We start from the raw sequence: 19,639 nt of genomic DNA on the forward strand, positions 1-19,639 counted from the left end.
GACGTGTCCATTTCTGTCATTAACCATGCCGGGAGCTCGATTGGTTGTGGTCGTTTCTGTTTGCCCCGTGCAGTGAGGAAGTGGCGTGTCCAGCACACCCAACAGACCCAACAGACCCAACAGACCCCGCAGATCCCCTAGGCATCGCGTCGCCCGGGCGTTAGCCCCCACCACCCCCCTCCTGCTCGCCGCAGGCCTCGTCACCGCACCCATCGCCACGGCGACCCCGGCCTCCTCGCCGACGAACACGGTCACGGTACGCGTCGACCCGTCCTACCAGCAGCAGGAGTTCGAAGGCTGGGGAACCAGCCTCGTCTGGTTCGCCAACGCCACCGGCCGCTACCCGGACCCCATCCGCAAGAAGCTCGTCGACATGCTGTTCGGGGACGACGGTCTCCGCCTCAACATCGCGCGCTACAACATCGGTGGCGGCAACGCCCCGGACGTCCGCAAGGACTACATGAAGACGGGCGCGACCATGGAGGGCTTCTGGAAGGCCCCCGCGGGGACCACCCGGCAGGACATGGAGTGGTGGGATCCGAACAACCCGGACCACTGGAACTGGGACGCCGACGCGGGTCAGCGCTGGTGGGTGGACCAGATCAAGAAGAAGGTCACCCGCTGGGAGGCGTTCAGCAACTCACCACCGTGGTTCCAGACGGTCAGCGGATATGTCTCCGGGGGCTTCGACGCGAGCACCGACCAGATCCGGGCCGACCGCGTCGACGACTTCGCCACCTACCTGGTGCGCGTGGCCGAGCACCTGGAGAAGGAACACCGCATCAGGTTCGACACCATCGACCCGCTCAACGAGCCCAACACCCCTTACTGGGGTACGCAGATCGGAGCGGACGGCCAGCCCACCGGCGGTCGCCAGGAGGGCGCGCACGCCGGGCCCGAACTCCAGCAGAAGGTGCTCCTGGCGCTCGATGAGGCGCTCGGCAGGGCTAAGACCCGGGCCGAGATCTCCGCGATGGACGAAACCAACCCCGGCATCTTCACCCAGAACTGGAACGCCTACGGCGCCCCGACCCGGGCCGCCGTCGACCAGCTCAACGTGCACACCTACGGCACGGGCATGCGCACCAGCGCACGCGACATCGCCAAGGGCGCGGACCGGAAGCTGTGGATGAGCGAGGTCGAGGGCACCTGGGGCACGGGCACCGACTTCACCGGCATGGAGCCGGGGCTCGGCATCGCCACCCGGATGGTCGACGACATGCGTGAACTGGAGCCTTCCGCCTGGGTGTTCTGGCAGCCGATCGAGGACTCCATCCCCCAGGCCGCGGCGGGCAAGAACTGGGGCAGCATCCACGTACCGTTCAACTGCACGGCCGAGGACACCCTGGAGACCTGCCCGGTCCGGGCCAACTCGAAGTTCCACACCATCCGGAACTTCACCCACTACATCCGTCCCGGCGACCGCTTCGTCAAGGTCGACGACGCGTCGAGCGTGGCCGCGGTGCGGAAGTCCGGCCGCGCGGCGACGGTCGTGCACGTCAACAGCGGCACCTCCGCGCGCTCCGTGACCCTCGACCTGTCGCGCTTCGGCACCGTCTCGCCGCGCGCCACCGTCACACCCGTGGTGACGAGCGCCGACGGCGCTCTCGTCCGGGGCACTCCGGTCCGGGTGACCGACCGGTCGGCCACGCTCGCCGTCCCGGCCAAGTCGGTCACCACCTTCCTGGTCGAGGGGATCAGCGGGGTGGCGAAGGACGCCTCGCTCGTCAAGCGCGGCCATGTCTACCGGCTCCAGGGGGCGCAGAGCGGCAAGTCCCTGGCGCCGTCGGGCGACGGGAGCGGCGTCGTCATCCGCGCGACCGATCCCGGCAGCCCGGAACAGCTCTGGTCCGTCAGGAAGCTGACGCACGGCATCGACAACCGGGAGCGCTACACCCTCACCAACGCCATGAGCGGCAAGCGGCTCGCGGTGCGCGAGGACCAGGCCGTCCTGGAGGCCCCGGAGGGCGGCCGGGTCGGCGAAGCCGCCCAGTGGATCATGTCGACGACCGGCGACGGCACCTGGACGTTCGTCAACGCCGCCACCGGCCGCCTGATCGACGTCACCGGGCAGTCCTCCGCGGACGGCGCGAAGGTGTCGACGTACACCCCGACCTCGGCGGCGAACCAGCGGTGGGCGGTGACGGACGAGACCGTGCTGCGTACCGAGCCGGCCGAGGCGTTCACCGTCCCCGGCCTGGCGCCCGAGCTGCCGCGGACGGTGAACCCGGTCTTCCGTGACGGCGCACGCGGCAGCCTCCCCGTGGAGTGGACGCTTCCGCCGGACCGCACGTGGCGCGCCCCCGGGACGGTACGGGTCAAGGGCACGGCGACCGATCCCCTCGGGCGCAGGATCCCCGCCCGGGCGGTGGTCACCGTGGACACGATCGCCTCGACCCTTCCCGGCCGGGCCAAGACCTACGTCGGTGGGAAACCGGAGCTGCCCGCCACGGTGGTCGGTGTGGGCGAGAACGGCGGCAGGGCCGACCTCCCGGTGAGCTGGGACCCGGCACCTGAAGGGGCGTTCGACACCGCCGGTGTCGTGACGCTGCACGGCGTCGCGCGGGTCGTCGGCGGCGGCACGGCCCGGGCGAGCGTACGCGTGCAGGTCACCGAACCGGCTTCGGCCAACATCGCGCCCGACGACGACGTCTCGGTCGACGCGACCTTCACCGAGAACGGGTACTCCGTGGAGCGTCTGCGCAACGGCGACCTCTCCGAGAAGGCCTGGTCGAACTGGAAGCCGGGCACCACCAAGAACCCGTCCGACACCGTCACCTTCACCCTGCCGACGGCACGCGACCTGACCCGCGTCGTGGCGCACTTCCACCGTGACGGAAGCACCGCTTCCTTCCCCGGGAGCCTGAAGGTACAGGTGCGGGCGGCCGACGACGGCACCTGGGCCGATGCGAGTGACACCGTCGAGATCGGGACGGAGGGGACCCCAGTGATCGACGTACCGCTGAGCTCGGGACCGGCGACCGGGGTGCGGGTGGTCATGAACGCCCGTCCAGGCGGCTACATCACCATGAGCGAGATCGAGGTGTACGCCAAGACCCCTGGCGTCTCCTCGGACGCGGCGGCCACGTCGGTCGAAGTGGCCGGCGTCCCGGTCGCGTCCTTCGACCCGGACACGACCGACTACCGGGTCCCGACCGCCGACCCGCACCGCAGCGCGGTGACGGCGACGGCCCGGGACCCCTACGCGACCGTCGCGGTCGACCGGGCCGGAGAGCCCGGCCGGACGGTGGCCGTCGTGTCGGTGACCAGCGAGGACGGGTCACGGACGCGGCAGTACCGGGTCGAACTCGTACGACGCTGAGCCGACGAGGGGGAGGGCAGCCGCGACCGGGCTCCCCTCCCCCTCGGAACGCGGGAAACTCAGCTGCACTTACGTCCGGTGTTGATGCACTGGACCATCTTGTTCATCAGCTTCTGGTCGAAGACGTTGATGAAGTCACCGTGGTCGGTGACCGGCTTGTGCGCCTGCTCGGGGAAGCCGTCCAGGGCGAAGAGCGGACGGGTCTTTCCGTTGTCCTTCAGGCTGGGCGCGTCCACGTCGTACACGAGGCGCTGCACGAGCTGCGGAATGGCCTTGAAGCCGCTCGGGCAGTTGCCGGCTGCGTCCGCGAAGGCCACGTGCGTACGGTGGTTGGCGCTGTCGATGTTCCTGCCGTCCCAGCAGCTCTGGAACTTGAAGGTGCGCACCACGTCGCTGCCCGAGGGGCAGAGCGGGTACTTGTCCTTCAGCTGCACCTTGTTCTCGAAGCCGGTGCAGCTCCAGGAGGCGTTGGCGTTGGCCGTGCCGTTGGTGAACGCCTTGGCGTCACCGGTGATGACGCGCAGGAACCGGGGCATGGCGACCACCTTGCCGCGGGGGCTTCCCACGAAGTCCAGGGTGGCCTTCTTGGCCGTCAGGATCCGGCCGGTGTTGCCCTCGGCGCCGCCGCCCAGCTGCTTGGCGTCGAACTCCTGGGTGCCGTCCTGAAGACGCAGCACCGGCCAGTAGTAGGTGGACCTGTCGCCCTGGTTCTGACAGGTGGTCTTGCCCTTGGCCAGGACCTGGTCGCTCGCGAAGGCGTTGTTGGCCTGGTTGCCGACGTAGTCGTGCATGTGGTGTGCGCCGTTGGTGACACCGGGGGCGACGATGACGTTGTCGGAGTTGTACAGCTTGTTGGCGTTCACTCCGCACTTGCTGACGAAGACGCCGTTGGAAGCGTTCCCCGACCTGCGCGGGTTGCGGACATTGGGCCGGACCTTGGTGATGTCCACGAAGTCGGCGGCGACGGGACCGTTACCGGTCTTCCCCGCGTTGCCGTTGCCCTGGTTGTTGCCGCCCTGACCGGCGTTGGTCTGGTTGCCGGTGGCGCGCAGCGTGCAGGCCGCCAGGGCGTCGAGTCCCTGCGGCTTGGCGGTCACACGGCCGATGGCGATGACGATCCGGTTGATCGCCGCCGCCCGCTTGTCCTTCAGCGGACCCACGATCGCGTTCTGCGCGAAGTTGGCGTCCTGCTGAATCGCCCGCTGGGAGGTGGACAGGCGCTGGTACGCCTCGGATATCTGCTTGTCGAGCAGCGCCAGTTCCCTGTCGACCTGGGCCCGGGCCTGGGCGGGAACCGCCTTCAGCTGCTGGCCGACGTCGGGGCAGTCGATGGTGGAGGAGGCGGCCGCTGCCTTGGTCTGTGCGCCCGTGCTGCTTTCACCGGCCGAGGCATAGATGTTGGCCGCCACCAGTCCACCAGCTCCGACGGCCACTGCGGCCACCGCGCCTACCACCCGGCGGGTGGTCCTCGATCTCTTTCGCGTGTTGCGTCTCATCAGGCCTCTCTAGGCATCTTCGGAGCCGGAAGAACTTCCGGTGTGAGCGGCGAAGCTCTCTCCGATACGGATGCGGGGCCCGAATGTTCAGCGACCTCTCAGATTCGTAGTTTCCTCCGGCTCGAACCAGTCCCGACGCGACCGGACTGGCTGGAATCATCCATGGCGATGGCGGTCGAAAGGGAGGGGGGCAGCGTCACCGCTCGCCGGCAAGGTCGACGTCGGCGCGGGTGACCTCCGGCACGGCCTGCGGACCTTCGGGGCGGCGCCAGTGAGGCGTGACAGGCGCGGACACGGCTCGCCACCAGGGATCGGTGGGGAGGGCTCCGGCAGGCTCGAAGGGCTCGCCGGGCCGGGGCAGCGCGACCGCCTGCCCGGCCTCCTCCGCGGCGTCCTTCGTCCACTCCCCGGGTTCCGCCCACGGGTGTGCCGCCAGATTGAAGGTGCCCCAGTGGATCGGCATCATCACGCCGCTCGGCTGACCGCCCTGAAGGTCGAGGTGGGCGCGCAGGCCCTCTTCGGGTGTCATGTGGATGTCCGGCCAGAACTCGCTGTACGCGCCGATCTGGATCATCGTGGCGTCGAACGGACCGTAGTCGGCGCCGATGTCCCGGAAGCCCTCGAAGTAGCCGGTGTCGCCGCTGTGGTAGATCCGGTGCTGCTCGCCGGCGACGGCCCACGAGGCCCACAGGGTGTGCTGGGTGTTGCGCAGGCCGCGGCCGCAGAAGTGGCGGGCGGGGGTGGCGGTGAGCGTGAGTCCGCCGGCCTTCGTCGCCTCGTGCCAGTCCAGCTCGCGCAGCCGGCCGGAGGAGACGCCCCAGTGCTCCAGGTGGGCGCCGACGCCGAGCGGCACGGCGAACAGCGTGTCCGTGCCGGCCAGTGCCTTGATCGTGGGCATGTCCAGGTGGTCGTAGTGGTCGTGCGAGATGACGACGACGTCGACCGGGCCGAGCGCGGCCAGCGGCAGGGGCATGGGATGGAGGCGCTTGGGCCCGGCGAAGGGGAACGGGGAGCAGCGCTCGCCCCAGACCGGGTCGAACAGCACCCGCCGCCCGTCGATCTCCGCGAGGACGCTGGAGTGGCCCATCCAGGTCAGCCGCAGTCCGGTGGCGGGCGGCCGGGACGTGTCGGCGAGCGTGGTGGCGTGCACCGGGACCGTGCCCCGGGGGGCCCGGCGGGAGCGCGCGTCCTTGTCGAAGAAGACCTTCGCGAAGTCGAGCCCGGAGCCGGAGGGCCGGGTCCGGGCGGCACCCCCGGGATTCTGGAACACGCCGTCTCTGAAGTGGGGCGATCTGCGGATGCGCGCCATTCGCTCACCGCTCGGATCCACGCCGAAGGCCGCGGGCCGCAGCGTGCGGAGCCCAGGGCTCGGGGAACGGAAACCGGCCACGGTACCTCCAGGTGGAGTCGGTCAGGCTTTCCATTATGGTCGGCCCCTTTCGACATCCCTCTGGCCGCACCAGCCGTACACCAGCACTACTGATGATCCGTTCAGTACGCTGACCGGGTGCACCGCCCTTCCGCACCCGCTTCGCCTCCCCGGGAGCCCGCATGACCGCCCCCTTGCTGTCGCTCACCTGGACCGACCACGTCACCGGCCACCAGGGCTTCCTGGTCGTCGACCGGCTGGTGCGGGGCGTCGCCAGCGGCGGGCTGCGGATGCGGGCGGGGTGCACGCTGGAGGAGGTCACCGGGCTCGCCCGCGGCATGACCATGAAGGAGGCGCTGCACTACGACCCCGAGGGCCGCTACATCCCCCTGGGCGGCGCCAAGGGCGGAATCGACTGCGATCCGCAGGACCCGGAGGCCTACGGGGTCCTGGTCCGCTATCTACGGGCCATGCGGCCGTACGTGGAGAGTTGCTGGACCACCGGTGAGGACCTGGGACTCACCCAGGACCTGGTGGACCGGGCGGCGGCCGAGGCGGGGCTGGTGTCGTCGATCCAGGCGGTGTATCCGCTGCTCGACGACGAGGCGGCGGCCCGGCGTCGGCTCGCGGACGCGTTCGCGGTCGAGGTGGACGGCATCGGGCTCGACGAGCTGGCCGGCGGCTGCGGGGTCGCCGAGTCGGCGCTCACGGCCCTGGACCGGGCCGGTGTGCCCTACGCGGGCACGCGGGTCGCGCTGCAGGGCCTCGGGACCATGGGCGGGGCCACGGCACGGTTCCTCGCGCGCGCGGGGCTCACGGTGGTGGCCGTCGCCGACATCAAGGGCACGATCGCCAACCCGGCCGGCCTCGACGTCGAGGCGCTGCTGGCCGCGCGGGACGCCCACGGCACCGTGGACCGCGCGGTGCTGCGCCCCGATGACCGTGAACTGCCGGGCGACGCCTGGCTGTCGGCCGACGCGGAGGTGCTGGTGCCGGCGGCGGTGTCGTACGCGATCGACACCGCCGACCAGCAGCTCGTCGTGGCCCGTTGGGTCGTCGAGGCGGCCAACATGCCTGTGCTGCCCGAGGCGGAGGAGCTGCTCGCCGCGCGTGGGGTGACCGTGCTGCCGGATGTGGTCGTCAACTCCGGGACCAACGCCTGGTGGTGGTGGACGCTCTTCGGCGACATCGGCGCCGACGCCGGCGAGGCGCTCGCCCACACACGCCGGGCGCTGCGCGCCCTGACCGGTCAGGTGCTGGACCGGGCGGAGGCCGACGGGACGACGCCGCGGGCCGCCGCGCACGCCCTCGCCGCCGACCGGCTGCCGGTGCTGGCCGAGCGGTTCGGGTGGTACCGGTGACGGCGGGCAGACGCCCTGCGGGGCCCTGCGTGAACGGCCGGAGCGAGACGTCAGGAGGCTACGGGCGTCTGTGTAGTGTGACGGCGTGACGAGAGTCCGGTTGAGCGTGGCGGAGCGGCGGGAGGAGTTGCTGCGGGCCGCCGTCGAGCAGATCGAGGCGCGGGGCGTGGCGGCGCTCAGGATCGCCGATGTCGCCTCCTCCCTGGGCGTGAGCAACGCGCTGGTGCTCTACCACTTCTCGACGAAGGAGAAGCTGGTCGCCGCCGCGTTCACCCACGCGGCCGAGGGCGACCTCGCGCATCTGCGCAAGCTGGTGGGCCGCCGTACGTCGGCGCTGCGCCGGCTGCGGACGGCCGTGCGCTGGTACGCCCCGACCGGCCAGGCCAAGGGCTGGCGGCTGTGGATCGAGGGCTGGGCGGCGGCACTGCGCGAGCCCGCCCTGCGGGAGGTCGCACGGGACCTCGACAGGCAATGGAAGGCCGCCATCTGCGAGGTCATCGCGGAAGGCGTGGCGGCGGGCGAGTTCCACTGCCCGGACCCCGACGGAACGGCCCTGCGCCTGACCGCCCTGCTCGACGGCCTCGCCGTGCAGCTGACGTGCTACGAGGGCGCGGTGTCCCGCGCGCGGGCACAGGAGTGGACGGACGAGGCGCTCGCACGGGAACTCGGGCTGGACAGGGCGGCGTTGACGGCGTCCGTGCGCTGAGGACGGAGCACCTCGGACCGGACGGCTGCGGGAAGGCCGCACCGGCCTGCGGCGACGGCGGATTGCCGGCCCCCCGCGCGCGGGGCCGTGCGCGCCGGTGGCGAGGTGACGACAGGTGGGCCGTGACACCGGTGGCGGCACTCGCGCCGCCGACCGGGCGGCCCCGAGAGGCGGCCCGGGCACACCCGGCCGCAGGAACACCGCACAGGGCATGTGCCGACGGCGGCCCGCGCCTGCGCCCCCAAGTCGCCACCGCCACGAAGGCGGCCGGACCGCGGCGGCCCCCAAGCGCACCGCCGATCAGCCGACGGGGGCCGACGGCATCCGGCGGCCCGCTCCACCCGCCCGGCGGCCGCACCACCCGCGGCCACCGCCCGGCGGCGGCACGCCCCCGAGCACGGCCCGGCCCGCGTCGCTGGTCCGCCGACGCGGCTCGCGCGCCTGCGTCCGAGGGCGGCCGGGCCCTGCCGGACCTCCGCGGACCGCCAGGCCACGGAACGGCCTCAGGCCACCGAAGCGATCCGCATCCTGATGTCGTCCGGCGACAGCACCCCCTTGGCCGTCACGTGGTCCCCCGACGACTCGCCGCGCAAGCGGCGCCCGATCCACGGCACCAGGTACTCGCGTGCCCAGTGGACGTCGTCCCGCCGGACCTCAAGGGTGCCGCGCGGCGGCAGCGGCGGCCAGGGCTGCTCCGGGTCGGCCGGCACCTGAAGGCCGAGGACCTGGCCCGCGCGCAGCGCCACGCGCGTGTGCCCCTCGGGTGACAGGTGCAGCCGGTCGGCGTCCCAGGCCCTGCGGTCCTGGACGCTCCTGAGCGACCACAGGTCGAGCACCGGACAGCCGTAGCGGTCGGCGATGGCCCGCACATGGCCGTTGTACGTGGCGATCTTGCCGCGCAGGTGCTTGAGCACGGGCACGCCGCGGGTGTCGAAGCCGGTCGTCACCATGACCGTGCCGGCCACCGCGGCCAGCGCGGCGACCGCCTGCTCGAAACGCTCGGCCACCTCGTCCGGGTCGGTGCCGGGGCGGAGGATGTCGTTGCCGCCGGCGCAGAACGACACCAGGTCCGGCGCGAGTTCGACGGCCCGCGGCACCTGTTCCGCCACGATCTGGTCGAGCAGCCTGCCGCGTACCGCGAGGTTCGTGTAATGGAAGTCGCCCTCGGGCCGCCGGTCCGCGAGCAGCACCGCGAACCGGTCGGCCCAGCCGACGAACGCCCCGTCGGGGCCGGGGTCGCCGACGCCCTCGGTGAAGCTGTCCCCCACCGCAACGTACGACCCGATCACTGATCTGCTGTCACTCTTCGAATCGTCTGCCACGTCGGCCATGATTCACCTTGGAATGTGACTTACGCGACCGTAGGAAGGGGTTGACGGGCGGTGACATAAGCCACTCCTAAAGAGTTGGCCAACCAGGGAATAGCGTCCCCGGTCAGGCGCGTCGAGGCAGGGACCAGACCTTGAAGTCGCTGATCCGGAAGTGGCTCCACGTGGTGCGGAAGGCGAAGTGCCCGCTCGTGTACGGTTCGGGGTCGCGGTGGTCGAAGACGAGCCGCCCGTTGTTCCACCACCGCACGAGGGAGCCGTCGGAGACGACGCGGACCCGGTGCGGCTGGTTCGCCACGAGCAGCGGCTCGGTGTAGTCGTACACCAGCGGGCGGACTCCGGCCTCGCCCACGTAACGGCGCAGCCGGGTCGTGGTGTTGTAGTTGGCGCCGTATCCGACGTAGTACGTCCTGAGGTGGTCGTACTCCTCCAGTGCCCCGCTTCTGCGCGTGGCGAAGAGGTCGTCCGGTGAGCGGACGTCGGTCGCGTTCCAGAAGTTGTTCAGGTCCGAGACACGGTCGTTGACGCCGCCCTCCGACACGGGTGTGGCGGTGTACTCCAGCTCGTACGGCCCGGCGAGCGGCCGCCTGAACCAGACCGTCGCGCCGCTCGGCACGTCGATCTCCAGGACACCGCGGGAGGCGGTGACGGTGCCGCCGTTCTGCAGCTCGGTCACCCACTGGCCGAGGCCGTGCCGGAAGTCGTCGCAGGCGATGAGCCGACCGTGTCGGCGGCCCGGGGAGCCCGGCGAGGCGCCGGCGGTCCCCGCGGGGGCGAGGGCCGCCAGGGCGGCACCGGCGGCGAGGGTTCCGAATGCTCTGCGCGTGGTCGTCACGTCGTACGGCTCCTTCGGGACAGAAAGGGCAGAAAGCGCTTGCACTGCTGACAGGGCATCACTCTGGCCCGCATCGCCCCTCACTGTCGACACCCCACCCCGGACAGGCCGAAGGCCGGACCCGGGGATCGGGGTCCGGCCTTCGGCAGCGTGTCAGGCAGGTGGTGGTGGACGAGGTGGCCGTCAGCCGACGGAGACGCCGTGCGAGCGGAGGTAGGCGACCGGGTCCACGTCCGAGCCGTAGTCCGGCGTGGTACGGATCTCGAAGTGCAGGTGCGGTCCGGTCACGTTGCCGGTGGCGCCGGAGAGGCCGATCTCCTGACCCTCGGTCACGGACTGGCCGGTCGAGACGGAGATCGAGGACAGGTGGGCGTACTGGGCGTAGTAGCCGTCGTTCAGCTTGATGACGACCTGGTTGCCGTACGCGCCACCCCACCCGGCGGAGACGACCGTACCGGCGGCCACGGCCTTGAGGGACGTACCGGTCGGGACGACGAAGTCGACGCCCGTGTGGTAGCCGCTGGACCACATGCTGCCCGCCATGTGGTACGGGGTACCGACGGTGGCCCCCTCCACGGGAAGGGTGTAGCCGCTGGAGGTGCTCGTGGTCCCGGCGGACTGCGTGGTCGTCTTCGGGGCGGTCGCCTTGGCAGGCGACTTGGACGCCTTGGAGGACGACTCCGACGTCTTGGCGGACGGCTTGGACGGCGCGGACGACTTCGGAGCGGACGAAGTCTCCGGGGAGTTCGCCGTCGCCTGCATGACGACGGTGAGCCGCAGGCCGGGGTGGATCAGCGACGGGTCGTCGCCAACGGCCTCGCGGTTGTCCGCGTAGAGCTTCTTCCAGCCACCGCTGACGTGCTGCTCCTCGGCGATCTTCGCCAGATAGTCACCGGCCTTCACGGTGTAGAGCCGTGCGTCCACCTTCTGCTCCGCGGCCTGCTTCTCGGTCGCGGGAAGGGACTGAACGGCCTTTTCCGAAGCGGACTGCGCGGGAGCGGCGTGGGCGCCGGTGGCCCCCATGAGCGGGAGGGCCAGCGCGGCGCCGCCGGTTCCGGCGACGGCGATGGAGCGGGTGAAACGCTGGGTCTTGGGGCGGCGATGCTTACCCTTCGCGGGCATGGCGAATTCCTCTCCGGCGCCTGCGAGGTGAGCTGTCGGGTGCGGACTGGAGATGCCCGGCCGCGCGAGGGCGCGGCTTTACCCCAAGCCTGTTGCCGGAGGACGGAACAGGCGGTCGTACCTGTGGGTCCCCCGCTCCTGCCGTGCACGGGTGGTCGGTGTGGGGCTCCGGTCGGCGGCAGGATTCGGCGTCCGCCCGGATCGGTGTGGAACGTAAGCGACCAAGACGCAAAGGGACAAGCGAGAGGTTCCCTGTGCATGCGTTCCACTCGGTCCCTTACCGGGAATTCACGGTCACCCTCCGTCGATTCCAAGGCGCCGCACCACACGAACCCCCTTGAGAAGTGTGTGCATTACGTGAACATGACGTGCAACGCACCGTCACGAATATGACGCTCCTCACGCGACTCCACTCCAGGGCCTGCCATATCAGAGCGAGTTGCGATGAAGAGCGTCAATTCGGATATTAGGCTCAGATGCGCCGCAGCCGGATAACTGCCGCATCAAGGTCGCCGCGCAGCCCCGTCCGCAGCCCGTGGTGCAACAGCACGGCACCTCGGTACACTTCGCCCGTTTCGCGGCATTCGTACGATGCTGTCGGGTCGAGCCCGCGCAGTCTGAGCGCCGGGACGGGCTCGCCGTAGCTCTGCGCCTGGAGCCAGGCCAGGACGACGGCCTCGTCACCGAGCACGTACTGCACGGCGCTCAGGCCGCCCCGCGGCGGCCTCAGCCGATAGAGGTCCCCGCGCTGCACCAGGGGCCGGATCTCCTTGTAGAGACTCACCCAGTCCCGGGCCTCGGCGAGCTCCTCCGCCGTCCACTTGGTGAGGTCGCCGCCGACCCCGAGCACCCCGGCCATGGCGCTCACGAACCGGAAGCGCAGCGAGCTGATCCGGCCGTTGAGCATGACGTTCGGGCTGTCGGTGACCCAGGCGGCCATCACCCGGGCCGGGTGGATCTGACTGAAGCCCTCCTGGATGGCGAGCCGGTCCAGCGGGTCGGTGTTGTCCGAGGTCCACACCTGGTCGGTACGGCTCAGCACACCGAGGTCGATGCGGCCGCCACCCCCCGAGCAGGACTCGAAGGCGACACCCGGGTGAGCCGCCCGCAGCCGGTCGAACAGGGCGTACAGCGCGTGCACATGGTCGACCCACAGCCGCTGCGGGTATGGGTCGCCCGGCCAGCCGGCGTCGGTGAAGCAGCGGTTGAAGTCCCACTTGACGTAGTCGATCGGGGCGCTGGAGAGAAGCCCGTCGAGCTGTTCCCAGAGATACTCCTGGACGTCCTCGCGGGCGAGGTTGAGTACGAGCTGATTGCGGAATTCCGTCCGCTTTCGTCCCGGTTGGTACTGCACCCAGTCGGGGTGGGCGCGGTACAGCTCGCTGTCCGGGTTGACCATCTCCGGCTCGACCCAGATGCCGAACTGCATACCGAGGCCGTGCACGTGGTCGGCGAGCGGCTTGAGTCCGCCGGGGAAGCGGTCGGGGTTGGGCGTCCAGTCGCCGAGCCCGGCCCGGTCGCTGGTGCGCGCACCGAACCAGCCGTCGTCGACCACGAACAGCTCGACGCCCATCTCCGCGGCCCGCTGCGCGAGCGCCCGCTGCTGTTCCTCGGAGATGTCGAACTCCGTGGCCTCCCAGGAGTTGAACAGCACGGGCCGGTCCCGGCCGGCGTCCGGGATGACGTACGCCCGCTGGTACGCGTGCCAGGCGCGGCTGGCACCGCCGAAGCCGCCGTCGCTCCACAGGCCCGCGAAGACGGGTGTCGTGAAGGACTCCCCCGCCGCCAGCCGCAGCAGGCCCGAGTCGTCGTGGCCGGCGCCGCCGGTGATCTGCACGCGCGCGTCCGGGAGCTGGGCCACCGCGATCCGCCAGGAGCCCGACCAGCCGAGCGCGCAGCCGTAGACCTCGCCGCTCTCCTCGGTCGCGTCGGAGTCGAGCGCGACCCAGGGCAGGTGCTGGTGCCCGGTGTGGCCGCGGCGGCTGCCGATGACCTTCTCGCCATAGGTGAGGTCCGAGCGCACCAGCCGGGACTCCGCGGCCCAGCGGCCGTGCAGCTGGGACAGCCGCCAGCCGTCGCGGTGGGGCAGCGTCCAGGTGGCGGAGTCGGCACGCAGCACCTCGATCACCGGCCCCTGGTTCTCCAGGGTCACCCAGCGCTCCACGACGTCGCCCCGGATCCGGTAGTGGAGCGTGACGGTCAGCCCGGCGTCACGGAAGCGGATCCGCAGCTCGTCGCCGTCCGCCTCGTACCGTTCGAAGGTCCACTCGGTGCCGCGCCGCTCGTCGGTGCGTACGGACAGGGCCGGCCGGGTGAAGCGGGGGCCGCCCTCGACCGGGTACTCCTCGCGTCCGTCGAGCGGGGACTCGAAGGGCCAGTACTCCGGCAGCGGGCGCACCGCGAGGGCCTCGGCGTCGGCGAGCGCTATCCGGGCACCCCAGTGCAGGTGTACGAGCTCCTGGTGTTCGGTCACATGGAGGGCGTAACTGCTGGTCGGCCCGGACAGTATCCACGTACGACCGTCTTCGGAGATCTCCAGCATCAGTCCCTCACAGATTCAAACAGGTGCACTCAAGCAGCAACATCATCGAGGTCCGTGGGCCCTTCGGCAACGCCTGTGGACAACTGATTGGCCCTGGAAGCCATGTCGTATGGTCGAGAACGCCCGCCGATGAGCCGCGTCGGCGGCGCCGAATGGGAGGAGCCCTCGTGACGCAGCAGGTCCCGTCGACCGAACCCGAGCTGGCCGGTGTGCGCAACTTCCGTGACGTGGGCGGACTGCCGACCGTGGACGGTCGGCGGGTGCGGCACGGGCTCGTGTTCCGCAGCGGCCACCTCGCGCACGCGACCGAGGAGGACGCCGCGTTCCTCGCCTCCCTGGACCTGCACACGATCTTCGACTTCCGCAACGCGGCCGACCAGAAGCTGGAAGGGCCGGACGTCGAGCTGCCGGGCGTGCGCAATGTGAACCTGCCGCTGAGCGACCCCGCCGACGGCGCCGAGTTCTGGAAGATGGTCCGCGACGGCGATCTGGATCAGCTGCGGGCGATCCTGGCCGACGGCAAGGGCGCGAACCGGATGATCGCCTCGTACCGCATGATCATCAAGGAACGCACCGCCGAGCACTCCCAGGTGCTGCACGCGCTCGCCGACGACAGCGTCCCGGTGCTGATGCACTGCGCGGCCGGCAAGGACCGCGCGGGCCTGTCGATCGCGGTGACACTGCTCGCCCTGGGCGTCGAGCGCGACGCGATCCTCGACGACTACCTGAAGTCGAACGCCAAGCACCGCCGCTACAGGGTGCGCCGCAGCAGCACGTCCCCCTCGGCCTACTCCCCCGAGGTCATGGAGCTGCTCAGCCCGCTGTTCGACGCGCGTGCCGAGTACCTGACGGCGGCGTTCGAGACCATCGAGGAGACCTGGGGCGGCGTGGACACCTACCTGGAGAAGGGCCTCGGGGTCACCCAGGAGGTGCGGGAGCGGCTGCGGGAGCGGCTGCTCGACTGACGCCCGTCACTTGGCCCCCACCTCGAACAGGAGGTAGACGAAGGCCGAGAAGACGTGCCCGGCCGCGATGTAGATGATCAGCCGCACCCACAGGGCGCGGGGGAACTTCTCCTCCATGTCTTTCACGGCGTCTCTCCAGGGGTGGGCCCCAGGCACAGCGTGGCCGTGGGGCTCTGCAGCAGGGTGTGGACGAACAGGAGCTCGACCCCGTCCGGGTCCTGGGCGGCGATGCGGTGCGGGGTCAGCGAGTCGAAGTGCGCGCTGTCGCCCGGGGCGAGCCGGTGCGCGGCGTCCCCGAGGCGCAGCCTGAGCCGCCCCTTGAGGACGTACAGCCACTCCTCGCCGGGGTGCACGCGCACGATGTCGCCCTGGGAGGCGTACGGCACATGGACACGCAGGGCCTGCATGCCACGGCCGGGCGCGCCGGCCTGCCAGTACGTCCAGCCGCCCGCCGCGGTCGGCTCCATGTCGGCGGCGCGGACGACGGCGTCCCGTTCGGCGACCGTCTCGCCGAGCAGCTCCGAGACGGTCGTACCGTAGATGCGGGCGAGGGCCAGCAGCATCGGCAGTGAGGGCTGGCGCTGCCCGGTCTCCAGGCGGGAGAGGTGGGCGGGCGACAGCCCGGCGGCGCGGGCCGCGGCCTCCAGCGTGAGGGCGGCACGGCGCCGCAGGGCACGCAGCTGCGGCGCCACGACGGGCGCGGCCTCGGCCGGCCCGTCCGGCGGCTCGGACTCGGGAGAGCTCATGCCTCCATTCAGCCGGAGCCTTGCCTGGGCGGCAAATTTCTTGCCTCAGAGGCAAACCGGGCCGTCAGCGGTTGGCCACCGCCTGCTTGACCAGCGTTTTTCCGAAGTCCCAGATCAGAGCGCCACCGTTGTGCGCCTCGTCCATCACCGCGGTGAAGGCGTCGACGAACCGGTCCACCTCCCGCTCGCCGATGATCAGCGGCGGGATCAGCTTGATCACCTCCATGTGGTCGCCGGAGACCTGGGTGAGGACCCGGTGCCGCTGCAGCAGCGGGACGACCACCATCTGTGCGAACAGTCCCCTGCGCGCGGCCTGCAGCATGGCCCAGCGGCTGCGCAGCTTCAGCGAGCCGGGCCTGCCGAACTCGATGCCGATCATCAGGCCCCGGCCCCGCACCTCGGCGAGCAGCTCGTACTTGTCGACGAGCTCCGCGAGCCGGGAGGTGAGCAGTTCCCCCGTGGCGGCGGCGTTCGCGACGATCTGCTCGTTCTCCATGACGGACAGCACGGCCAGGCCGGCCGCCATGGCCTGCGCGTTGGATCCGAAGCTCGCCGAGTGGACCAGCACCCGGTCCATCGACGAGTAGACCTTCCGGAAGATCCAGTCCCGGCCGAGCGTGGCCCCGACCGGCACATATCCGCCGGACAGGGCCTTGGCCACGCACACCAGGTCGGGCTCGACACCGTCCTCGTGCTGGTAGGCGTAGAAGCGGCCGGTCCTGCCCAGCCCCGTCTGCACCTCGTCCGCGATGAGCAGCGCCTTGTGCTTGTGCAGCAGCTCCTGGGCGGCGCGCAGGTATCCGGGCGGGGTCTGGTGCACGCCCTTGCCCTGGACGGGCTCGACGATCAGTGCGGCGACGTCGCCCCGCATCAACTCGCTTGCCAGCGCGTCGAGATCGCCGAGCGGGACGGGGGTGTCGGGCAGCAGCGGGGCGAAGCCGTCGCGGAAGCCGCGCTCGCCGTTGACGGACAGGGATCCGGTGGTCAGGCCGTGGAAGGCGTGCTCGCAGTACAGGACGCGGGGCTTGCCGGTGGCGAACCGGGCGAACTTCAGCGCGCCCTCGACGGCCTCCGTACCGCTGTTGCCGAAGAACACCCGGTCCAGGTGGGGGCTGTACGACAGGAGCTTCTCGGCCAGCAGCCCGGGCAGCGGCTGGCAGTCGAAGCGGGTGAGGTCGGCGAGGGACGCGTCGAGGACGTCGTGCAGCGCCTTGCGGACGACGGGGTGGTGGCGGCCCAGGCCCATCACCCCGAACCCGGCGAGCATGTCCAGGTAGTCGTTGCCGTCCGCGTCCCAGAAGTACGCGCCCTCGGCACGCTCGTAGACCTTGTCGAAGCCGATGGTGTGCAGCATGCGCGGGAGCTGGTGGTTGAGGTGCTTCGCGTGCAGCTCGTAGCGCTCGGCTCCGCGCTCGGCCAACAGCGCGCCGAGGTCGAACTCCGTGGTCATTCGGTTGTCTCCTTGACTGGCGTGACGGCCTCGGCGGTCTGCTGTGCCGGGACCGTCCCGGCCTGCGACGTGACCGCCAGGCTCGCGCTGATCCGCCCGGCGACCTCGACGGGCGTGAGGCCGATGTCGGCGAGCACCTCGGCGCGCTTGGCGTGCGCGAGGAACTGCTCGGGGATGCCGAACCGCCGTACGGGCACGTCCACATCGGCGTCGCCCAGCGCCAGCGCCACCGCGGCGCCGACCCCGGCCGCGCGGCTGTTGTCCTCGACGACGGCGACCAGTCGGTGCCCGGCGGCCAGTCCGGGGAGCGCCGGGTCGACGGGCTTGACCCAGCGCGGGTCGACGACGGTGCAGCCGATGCCGCGGGCTTCGAGCAGCTCGGCCGCCTGGAGGCAGACGGGCGCCATCACGCCGACGGCCACCAGCAGCACGTCGGGACGCTCGCCGGTGTGCAGCACGTCCATGCCGCCCACCCGGTCGATCGCCGGGATGTCCGGCCCCACCGACTCCTTCGGGAAGCGGACGAGGGTCGGCGCGTCGTCGACGGCGACGGCCTCGCGCAGCTGGGCCCGGAGCTGGCCGGCATCACGTGGCGCGGCGATCCTGAGGCCGGGGACGACCTGGAGGACGGACAGGTCCCACATGCCGTTGTGGGAGGGGCCGTCGACGCCGGTGACGCCGGCCCGGTCCAGTACGAAGGTCGCTCCGCAGCGGTGCAGTGCCACGTCCATCAGAAGCTGGTCGAAGGCGCGGTTGAGGAAGGTGGCGTAGACGGCGACGACCGGGTGCAGTCCGCCGGTCGCCAGGCCGGCCGCGGACACGGCCGCGTGCTGCTCGGCGATGCCGACGTCCCACACGCGGTCGGGGAACCGTTCGGCGAACCTGCCGAGGCCGACCGGGTGCAGCATGGCGGCCGTGATCGCCACGACGTCGTCGCGCTCCTCGCCGATCCGCACGATCTCGTCGCCGAACACGGACGTCCAGGACGGGCCGCCCGCGGGCGCGAGCGGCTCGCAGGTGAGCGGGTCCATCACGCCGACGGTGTGGAAGTGGTCCTCCTCGTGGGCGAGGGCCGGTTCATAGCCGCGGCCCTTCTCCGTCAGGCAGTGGACCAGCACGGGCCCGTGGAAGCGTTTGGCACGCCGGAGCGCCGACTCGACGGCGCCGATGTCGTGCCCGTCGATGGGGCCGACGTACTTCAGGCCCAGGTCCTCGAAGAGGCCCTGGGGGGCGAACGCGTCCTTGAAGCCCTTCTTCGCGCCGTGCAGGGCCTCGTACAGGGTCGTGCCGACGACGGGCGTGCGCAGCAGGACGTCCTTGCCCCAGGCGAGGGCCTTTTCGTAGCCGTCGGTGGTACGGAGGGTCGCGAGGTGGTTGGCGAGGCCGCCGATGGTGGGAGCGTACGACCGCTCGTTGTCGTTGACGACGATGATCAGCGGCCGGTCCTTGGCGGCCGCGATGTTGTTCAGCGCCTCCCAGGCCATGCCGCCGGTGAGCGCGCCGTCCCCGATCACCGCGACGACGTGCCCCTTCTCCCCCTGCACCTGGCGGGCCTTGGCGAGGCCGTCGGCCCAGCCGAGCGCGGTGGAGGCGTGGCTGTTCTCGATGACGTCGTGCTCGGACTCCTCGCGCGACGGGTAGCCGGACAGGCCGCCCTTGCCGCGCAGCTTGGAGAAGTCCTGGCGTCCCGTCAGCAGTTTGTGGACATAGCTCTGGTGGCCGGTGTCCCACAGGATGCGGTCCACCGGTGACTCGAAGACCCGGTGCAGGGCGACGGTGAGCTCCACCACCCCCAGGTTGGGCCCGAGGTGGCCGCCGGTCCTGGCGACCGCGTGGACCAAGAACTCACGTATCTCGTCGGACAGTTGACAAATTTCCGCTTCGGACAGCGCCTTCAGGTCGCGTGGTCCCCGGATGTTCTCCAGAATCGTCACGCTCGGGCCCCCTTCGGTCCGTGCTGTTCAACTCACGGTGACGGCCGGCTCGCCCGACGCGACGCCGTCCTGCTCCATCTGCTCGGCGAGCTTCATCGCCTCCTCGATGAGGGTCTCCACGATCTTCGACTCGGGGACGGTCTTGATGACCTCGCCCTTGACGAAGATCTGCCCCTTGCCGTTGCCGGAGGCGACGCCGAGGTCGGCCTCGCGGGCCTCGCCGGGGCCGTTGACGACACAGCCCATGACGGCGACGCGCAGCGGGACGTCCATACCGGTCAGGCCCGCGGTGACCTCCTCGGCCAGCTTGTAGACGTCGACCTGGGCACGGCCGCAGGACGGACAGGAGACGATCTCCAGGCCGCGCCGGCGCAGGTTCAGCGACTCCAGGATCTGGATGCCGACCTTGACCTCCTCGGCGGGCGGGGCCGACAGGGAGACGCGGATGGTGTCGCCGATGCCC

Annotated in this window: 15 protein-coding genes and 1 riboswitch; of the genes, 4 read left to right on the top strand and 11 right to left on the bottom strand. The window is 70.9% G+C overall.

All coding sequences use genetic code 11. The features are described from left to right. The first annotated feature begins 181 nt into the window (after positions 1–181). Complete coding sequence (locus tag NW895_RS35065; protein ID WP_289940891.1) at positions 182–3,322, top strand: glycoside hydrolase; 3,141 nt, start codon at positions 182–184, stop codon at positions 3,320–3,322. Between the two features lie 59 nt (positions 3,323–3,381). Here the strand turns inward: NW895_RS35065 and NW895_RS35070 are convergent, their stop codons facing one another. Both NW895_RS35070 and NW895_RS35075 read right to left on the bottom strand, forming a co-directional pair. Continuing rightward, positions 3,382–4,818: a DUF1996 domain-containing protein gene (locus NW895_RS35070; RefSeq protein ID WP_289940866.1), complete on the bottom strand. Its 1,437-nt coding sequence runs from the start codon at positions 4,816–4,818 to the stop codon at positions 3,382–3,384. 196 nt (positions 4,819–5,014) lie between these two features. Next, positions 5,015–6,208, bottom strand: a complete 1,194-nt coding sequence (locus tag NW895_RS35075) for an MBL fold metallo-hydrolase (RefSeq protein WP_289940867.1) — start codon at positions 6,206–6,208, stop codon at positions 5,015–5,017. A 161-nt stretch (positions 6,209–6,369) separates the two neighbouring features. On the opposite strand from NW895_RS35075, the gene NW895_RS35080 reads away from it, so the two are divergent. Both NW895_RS35080 and NW895_RS35085 read left to right on the top strand, forming a co-directional pair. After that, positions 6,370–7,548, top strand: a complete 1,179-nt coding sequence (locus NW895_RS35080) for a Glu/Leu/Phe/Val dehydrogenase dimerization domain-containing protein (RefSeq protein WP_289940868.1) — start codon at positions 6,370–6,372, stop codon at positions 7,546–7,548. Positions 7,549–7,633: 85 nt separating this feature from the next. After that, positions 7,634–8,254 (top strand): TetR/AcrR family transcriptional regulator, encoded by a 621-nt coding sequence (locus NW895_RS35085; protein ID WP_289940870.1) that lies wholly within the window; start codon positions 7,634–7,636, stop codon positions 8,252–8,254. Between the two features lie 503 nt (positions 8,255–8,757). On the opposite strand, the gene NW895_RS35090 is transcribed toward NW895_RS35085, so the two are convergent. The 4 genes from NW895_RS35090 to NW895_RS35105 form a co-directional block, all read right to left on the bottom strand. Then, positions 8,758–9,543: an SGNH/GDSL hydrolase family protein gene (locus NW895_RS35090; protein WP_289940892.1), complete on the bottom strand. Its 786-nt coding sequence runs from the start codon at positions 9,541–9,543 to the stop codon at positions 8,758–8,760. A 145-nt stretch (positions 9,544–9,688) separates the two neighbouring features. Then, positions 9,689–10,417 carry a DUF6250 domain-containing protein gene (locus NW895_RS35095; protein ID WP_289940871.1) on the bottom strand — a complete coding sequence of 243 codons (729 nt, stop codon included), beginning with the start codon at positions 10,415–10,417 and terminating at the stop codon, positions 9,689–9,691. Between the two features lie 183 nt (positions 10,418–10,600). Further along, on the bottom strand, positions 10,601–11,539 hold the full coding sequence (locus tag NW895_RS35100) for a LysM peptidoglycan-binding domain-containing M23 family metallopeptidase (RefSeq protein ID WP_289940872.1): 939 nt from the start codon (positions 11,537–11,539) through the stop codon (positions 10,601–10,603). Between the two features lie 4 nt (positions 11,540–11,543). Continuing rightward, positions 11,544–11,703, bottom strand: a riboswitch (cyclic di-AMP (ydaO/yuaA leader). Positions 11,704–12,011: 308 nt separating this feature from the next. After that, entirely contained in the window at positions 12,012–14,081 is a 2,070-nt protein-coding gene (locus NW895_RS35105; RefSeq protein ID WP_289940873.1) for an alpha-galactosidase, read from the bottom strand. A gap of 167 nt (positions 14,082–14,248) precedes the next feature. On the opposite strand from NW895_RS35105, the gene NW895_RS35110 reads away from it, so the two are divergent. Beyond that, positions 14,249–15,046: a tyrosine-protein phosphatase gene (locus NW895_RS35110; RefSeq protein WP_289940875.1), complete on the top strand. Its 798-nt coding sequence runs from the start codon at positions 14,249–14,251 to the stop codon at positions 15,044–15,046. 6 nt (positions 15,047–15,052) lie between these two features. Here the strand turns inward: NW895_RS35110 and NW895_RS35115 are convergent, their stop codons facing one another. The 5 genes from NW895_RS35115 to NW895_RS35135 all read right to left on the bottom strand — a co-directional run. Further along, positions 15,053–15,172, bottom strand: a complete 120-nt coding sequence (locus NW895_RS35115; protein WP_289940876.1) for a DUF6126 family protein — start codon at positions 15,170–15,172, stop codon at positions 15,053–15,055. Further along, a complete protein-coding gene (locus NW895_RS35120) occupies positions 15,169–15,792 on the bottom strand; it encodes an XRE family transcriptional regulator (RefSeq protein WP_289940877.1) in 624 nt (207 codons plus the stop codon). The genes NW895_RS35115 and NW895_RS35120 overlap by 4 nt, the downstream gene beginning before the upstream one ends. A gap of 64 nt (positions 15,793–15,856) precedes the next feature. Next, entirely contained in the window at positions 15,857–17,242 is a 1,386-nt protein-coding gene (locus NW895_RS35125; protein ID WP_289940879.1) for an aspartate aminotransferase family protein, read from the bottom strand. Beyond that, a complete protein-coding gene (gene dxs / locus NW895_RS35130) occupies positions 17,239–19,176 on the bottom strand; it encodes a 1-deoxy-D-xylulose-5-phosphate synthase (RefSeq protein WP_289940880.1) in 1,938 nt (645 codons plus the stop codon). The genes NW895_RS35125 and dxs overlap by 4 nt, the downstream gene beginning before the upstream one ends. 27 nt (positions 19,177–19,203) lie before the next feature. After that, positions 19,204–19,639, bottom strand: a 436-nt coding sequence (locus tag NW895_RS35135; RefSeq protein ID WP_289940881.1) for a flavodoxin-dependent (E)-4-hydroxy-3-methylbut-2-enyl-diphosphate synthase, incomplete at its 5' end; no start/stop codon positions are given.

This window comes from Streptomyces sp. S.PNR 29, from assembly GCF_030386795.1.
Lineage (GTDB): Bacteria > Actinomycetota > Actinomycetes > Streptomycetales > Streptomycetaceae > Streptomyces.

Coding starts and splice junctions, on each gene's coding strand:
- NW895_RS35120 (WP_289940877.1), bottom strand. CDS start 15,792: ATGAGCTCTCCCGAGTCCGAGCCGCCGGACGGGCCGGCCGAGGCCGCG.
- NW895_RS35070 (WP_289940866.1), bottom strand. CDS start 4,818: ATGAGACGCAACACGCGAAAGAGATCGAGGACCACCCGCCGGGTGGTA.
- NW895_RS35125 (WP_289940879.1), bottom strand. CDS start 17,242: ATGACCACGGAGTTCGACCTCGGCGCGCTGTTGGCCGAGCGCGGAGCC.
- NW895_RS35105 (WP_289940873.1), bottom strand. CDS start 14,081: ATGCTGGAGATCTCCGAAGACGGTCGTACGTGGATACTGTCCGGGCCG.
- NW895_RS35080 (WP_289940868.1), top strand. CDS start 6,370: ATGACCGCCCCCTTGCTGTCGCTCACCTGGACCGACCACGTCACCGGC.
- NW895_RS35100 (WP_289940872.1), bottom strand. CDS start 11,539: ATGCCCGCGAAGGGTAAGCATCGCCGCCCCAAGACCCAGCGTTTCACC.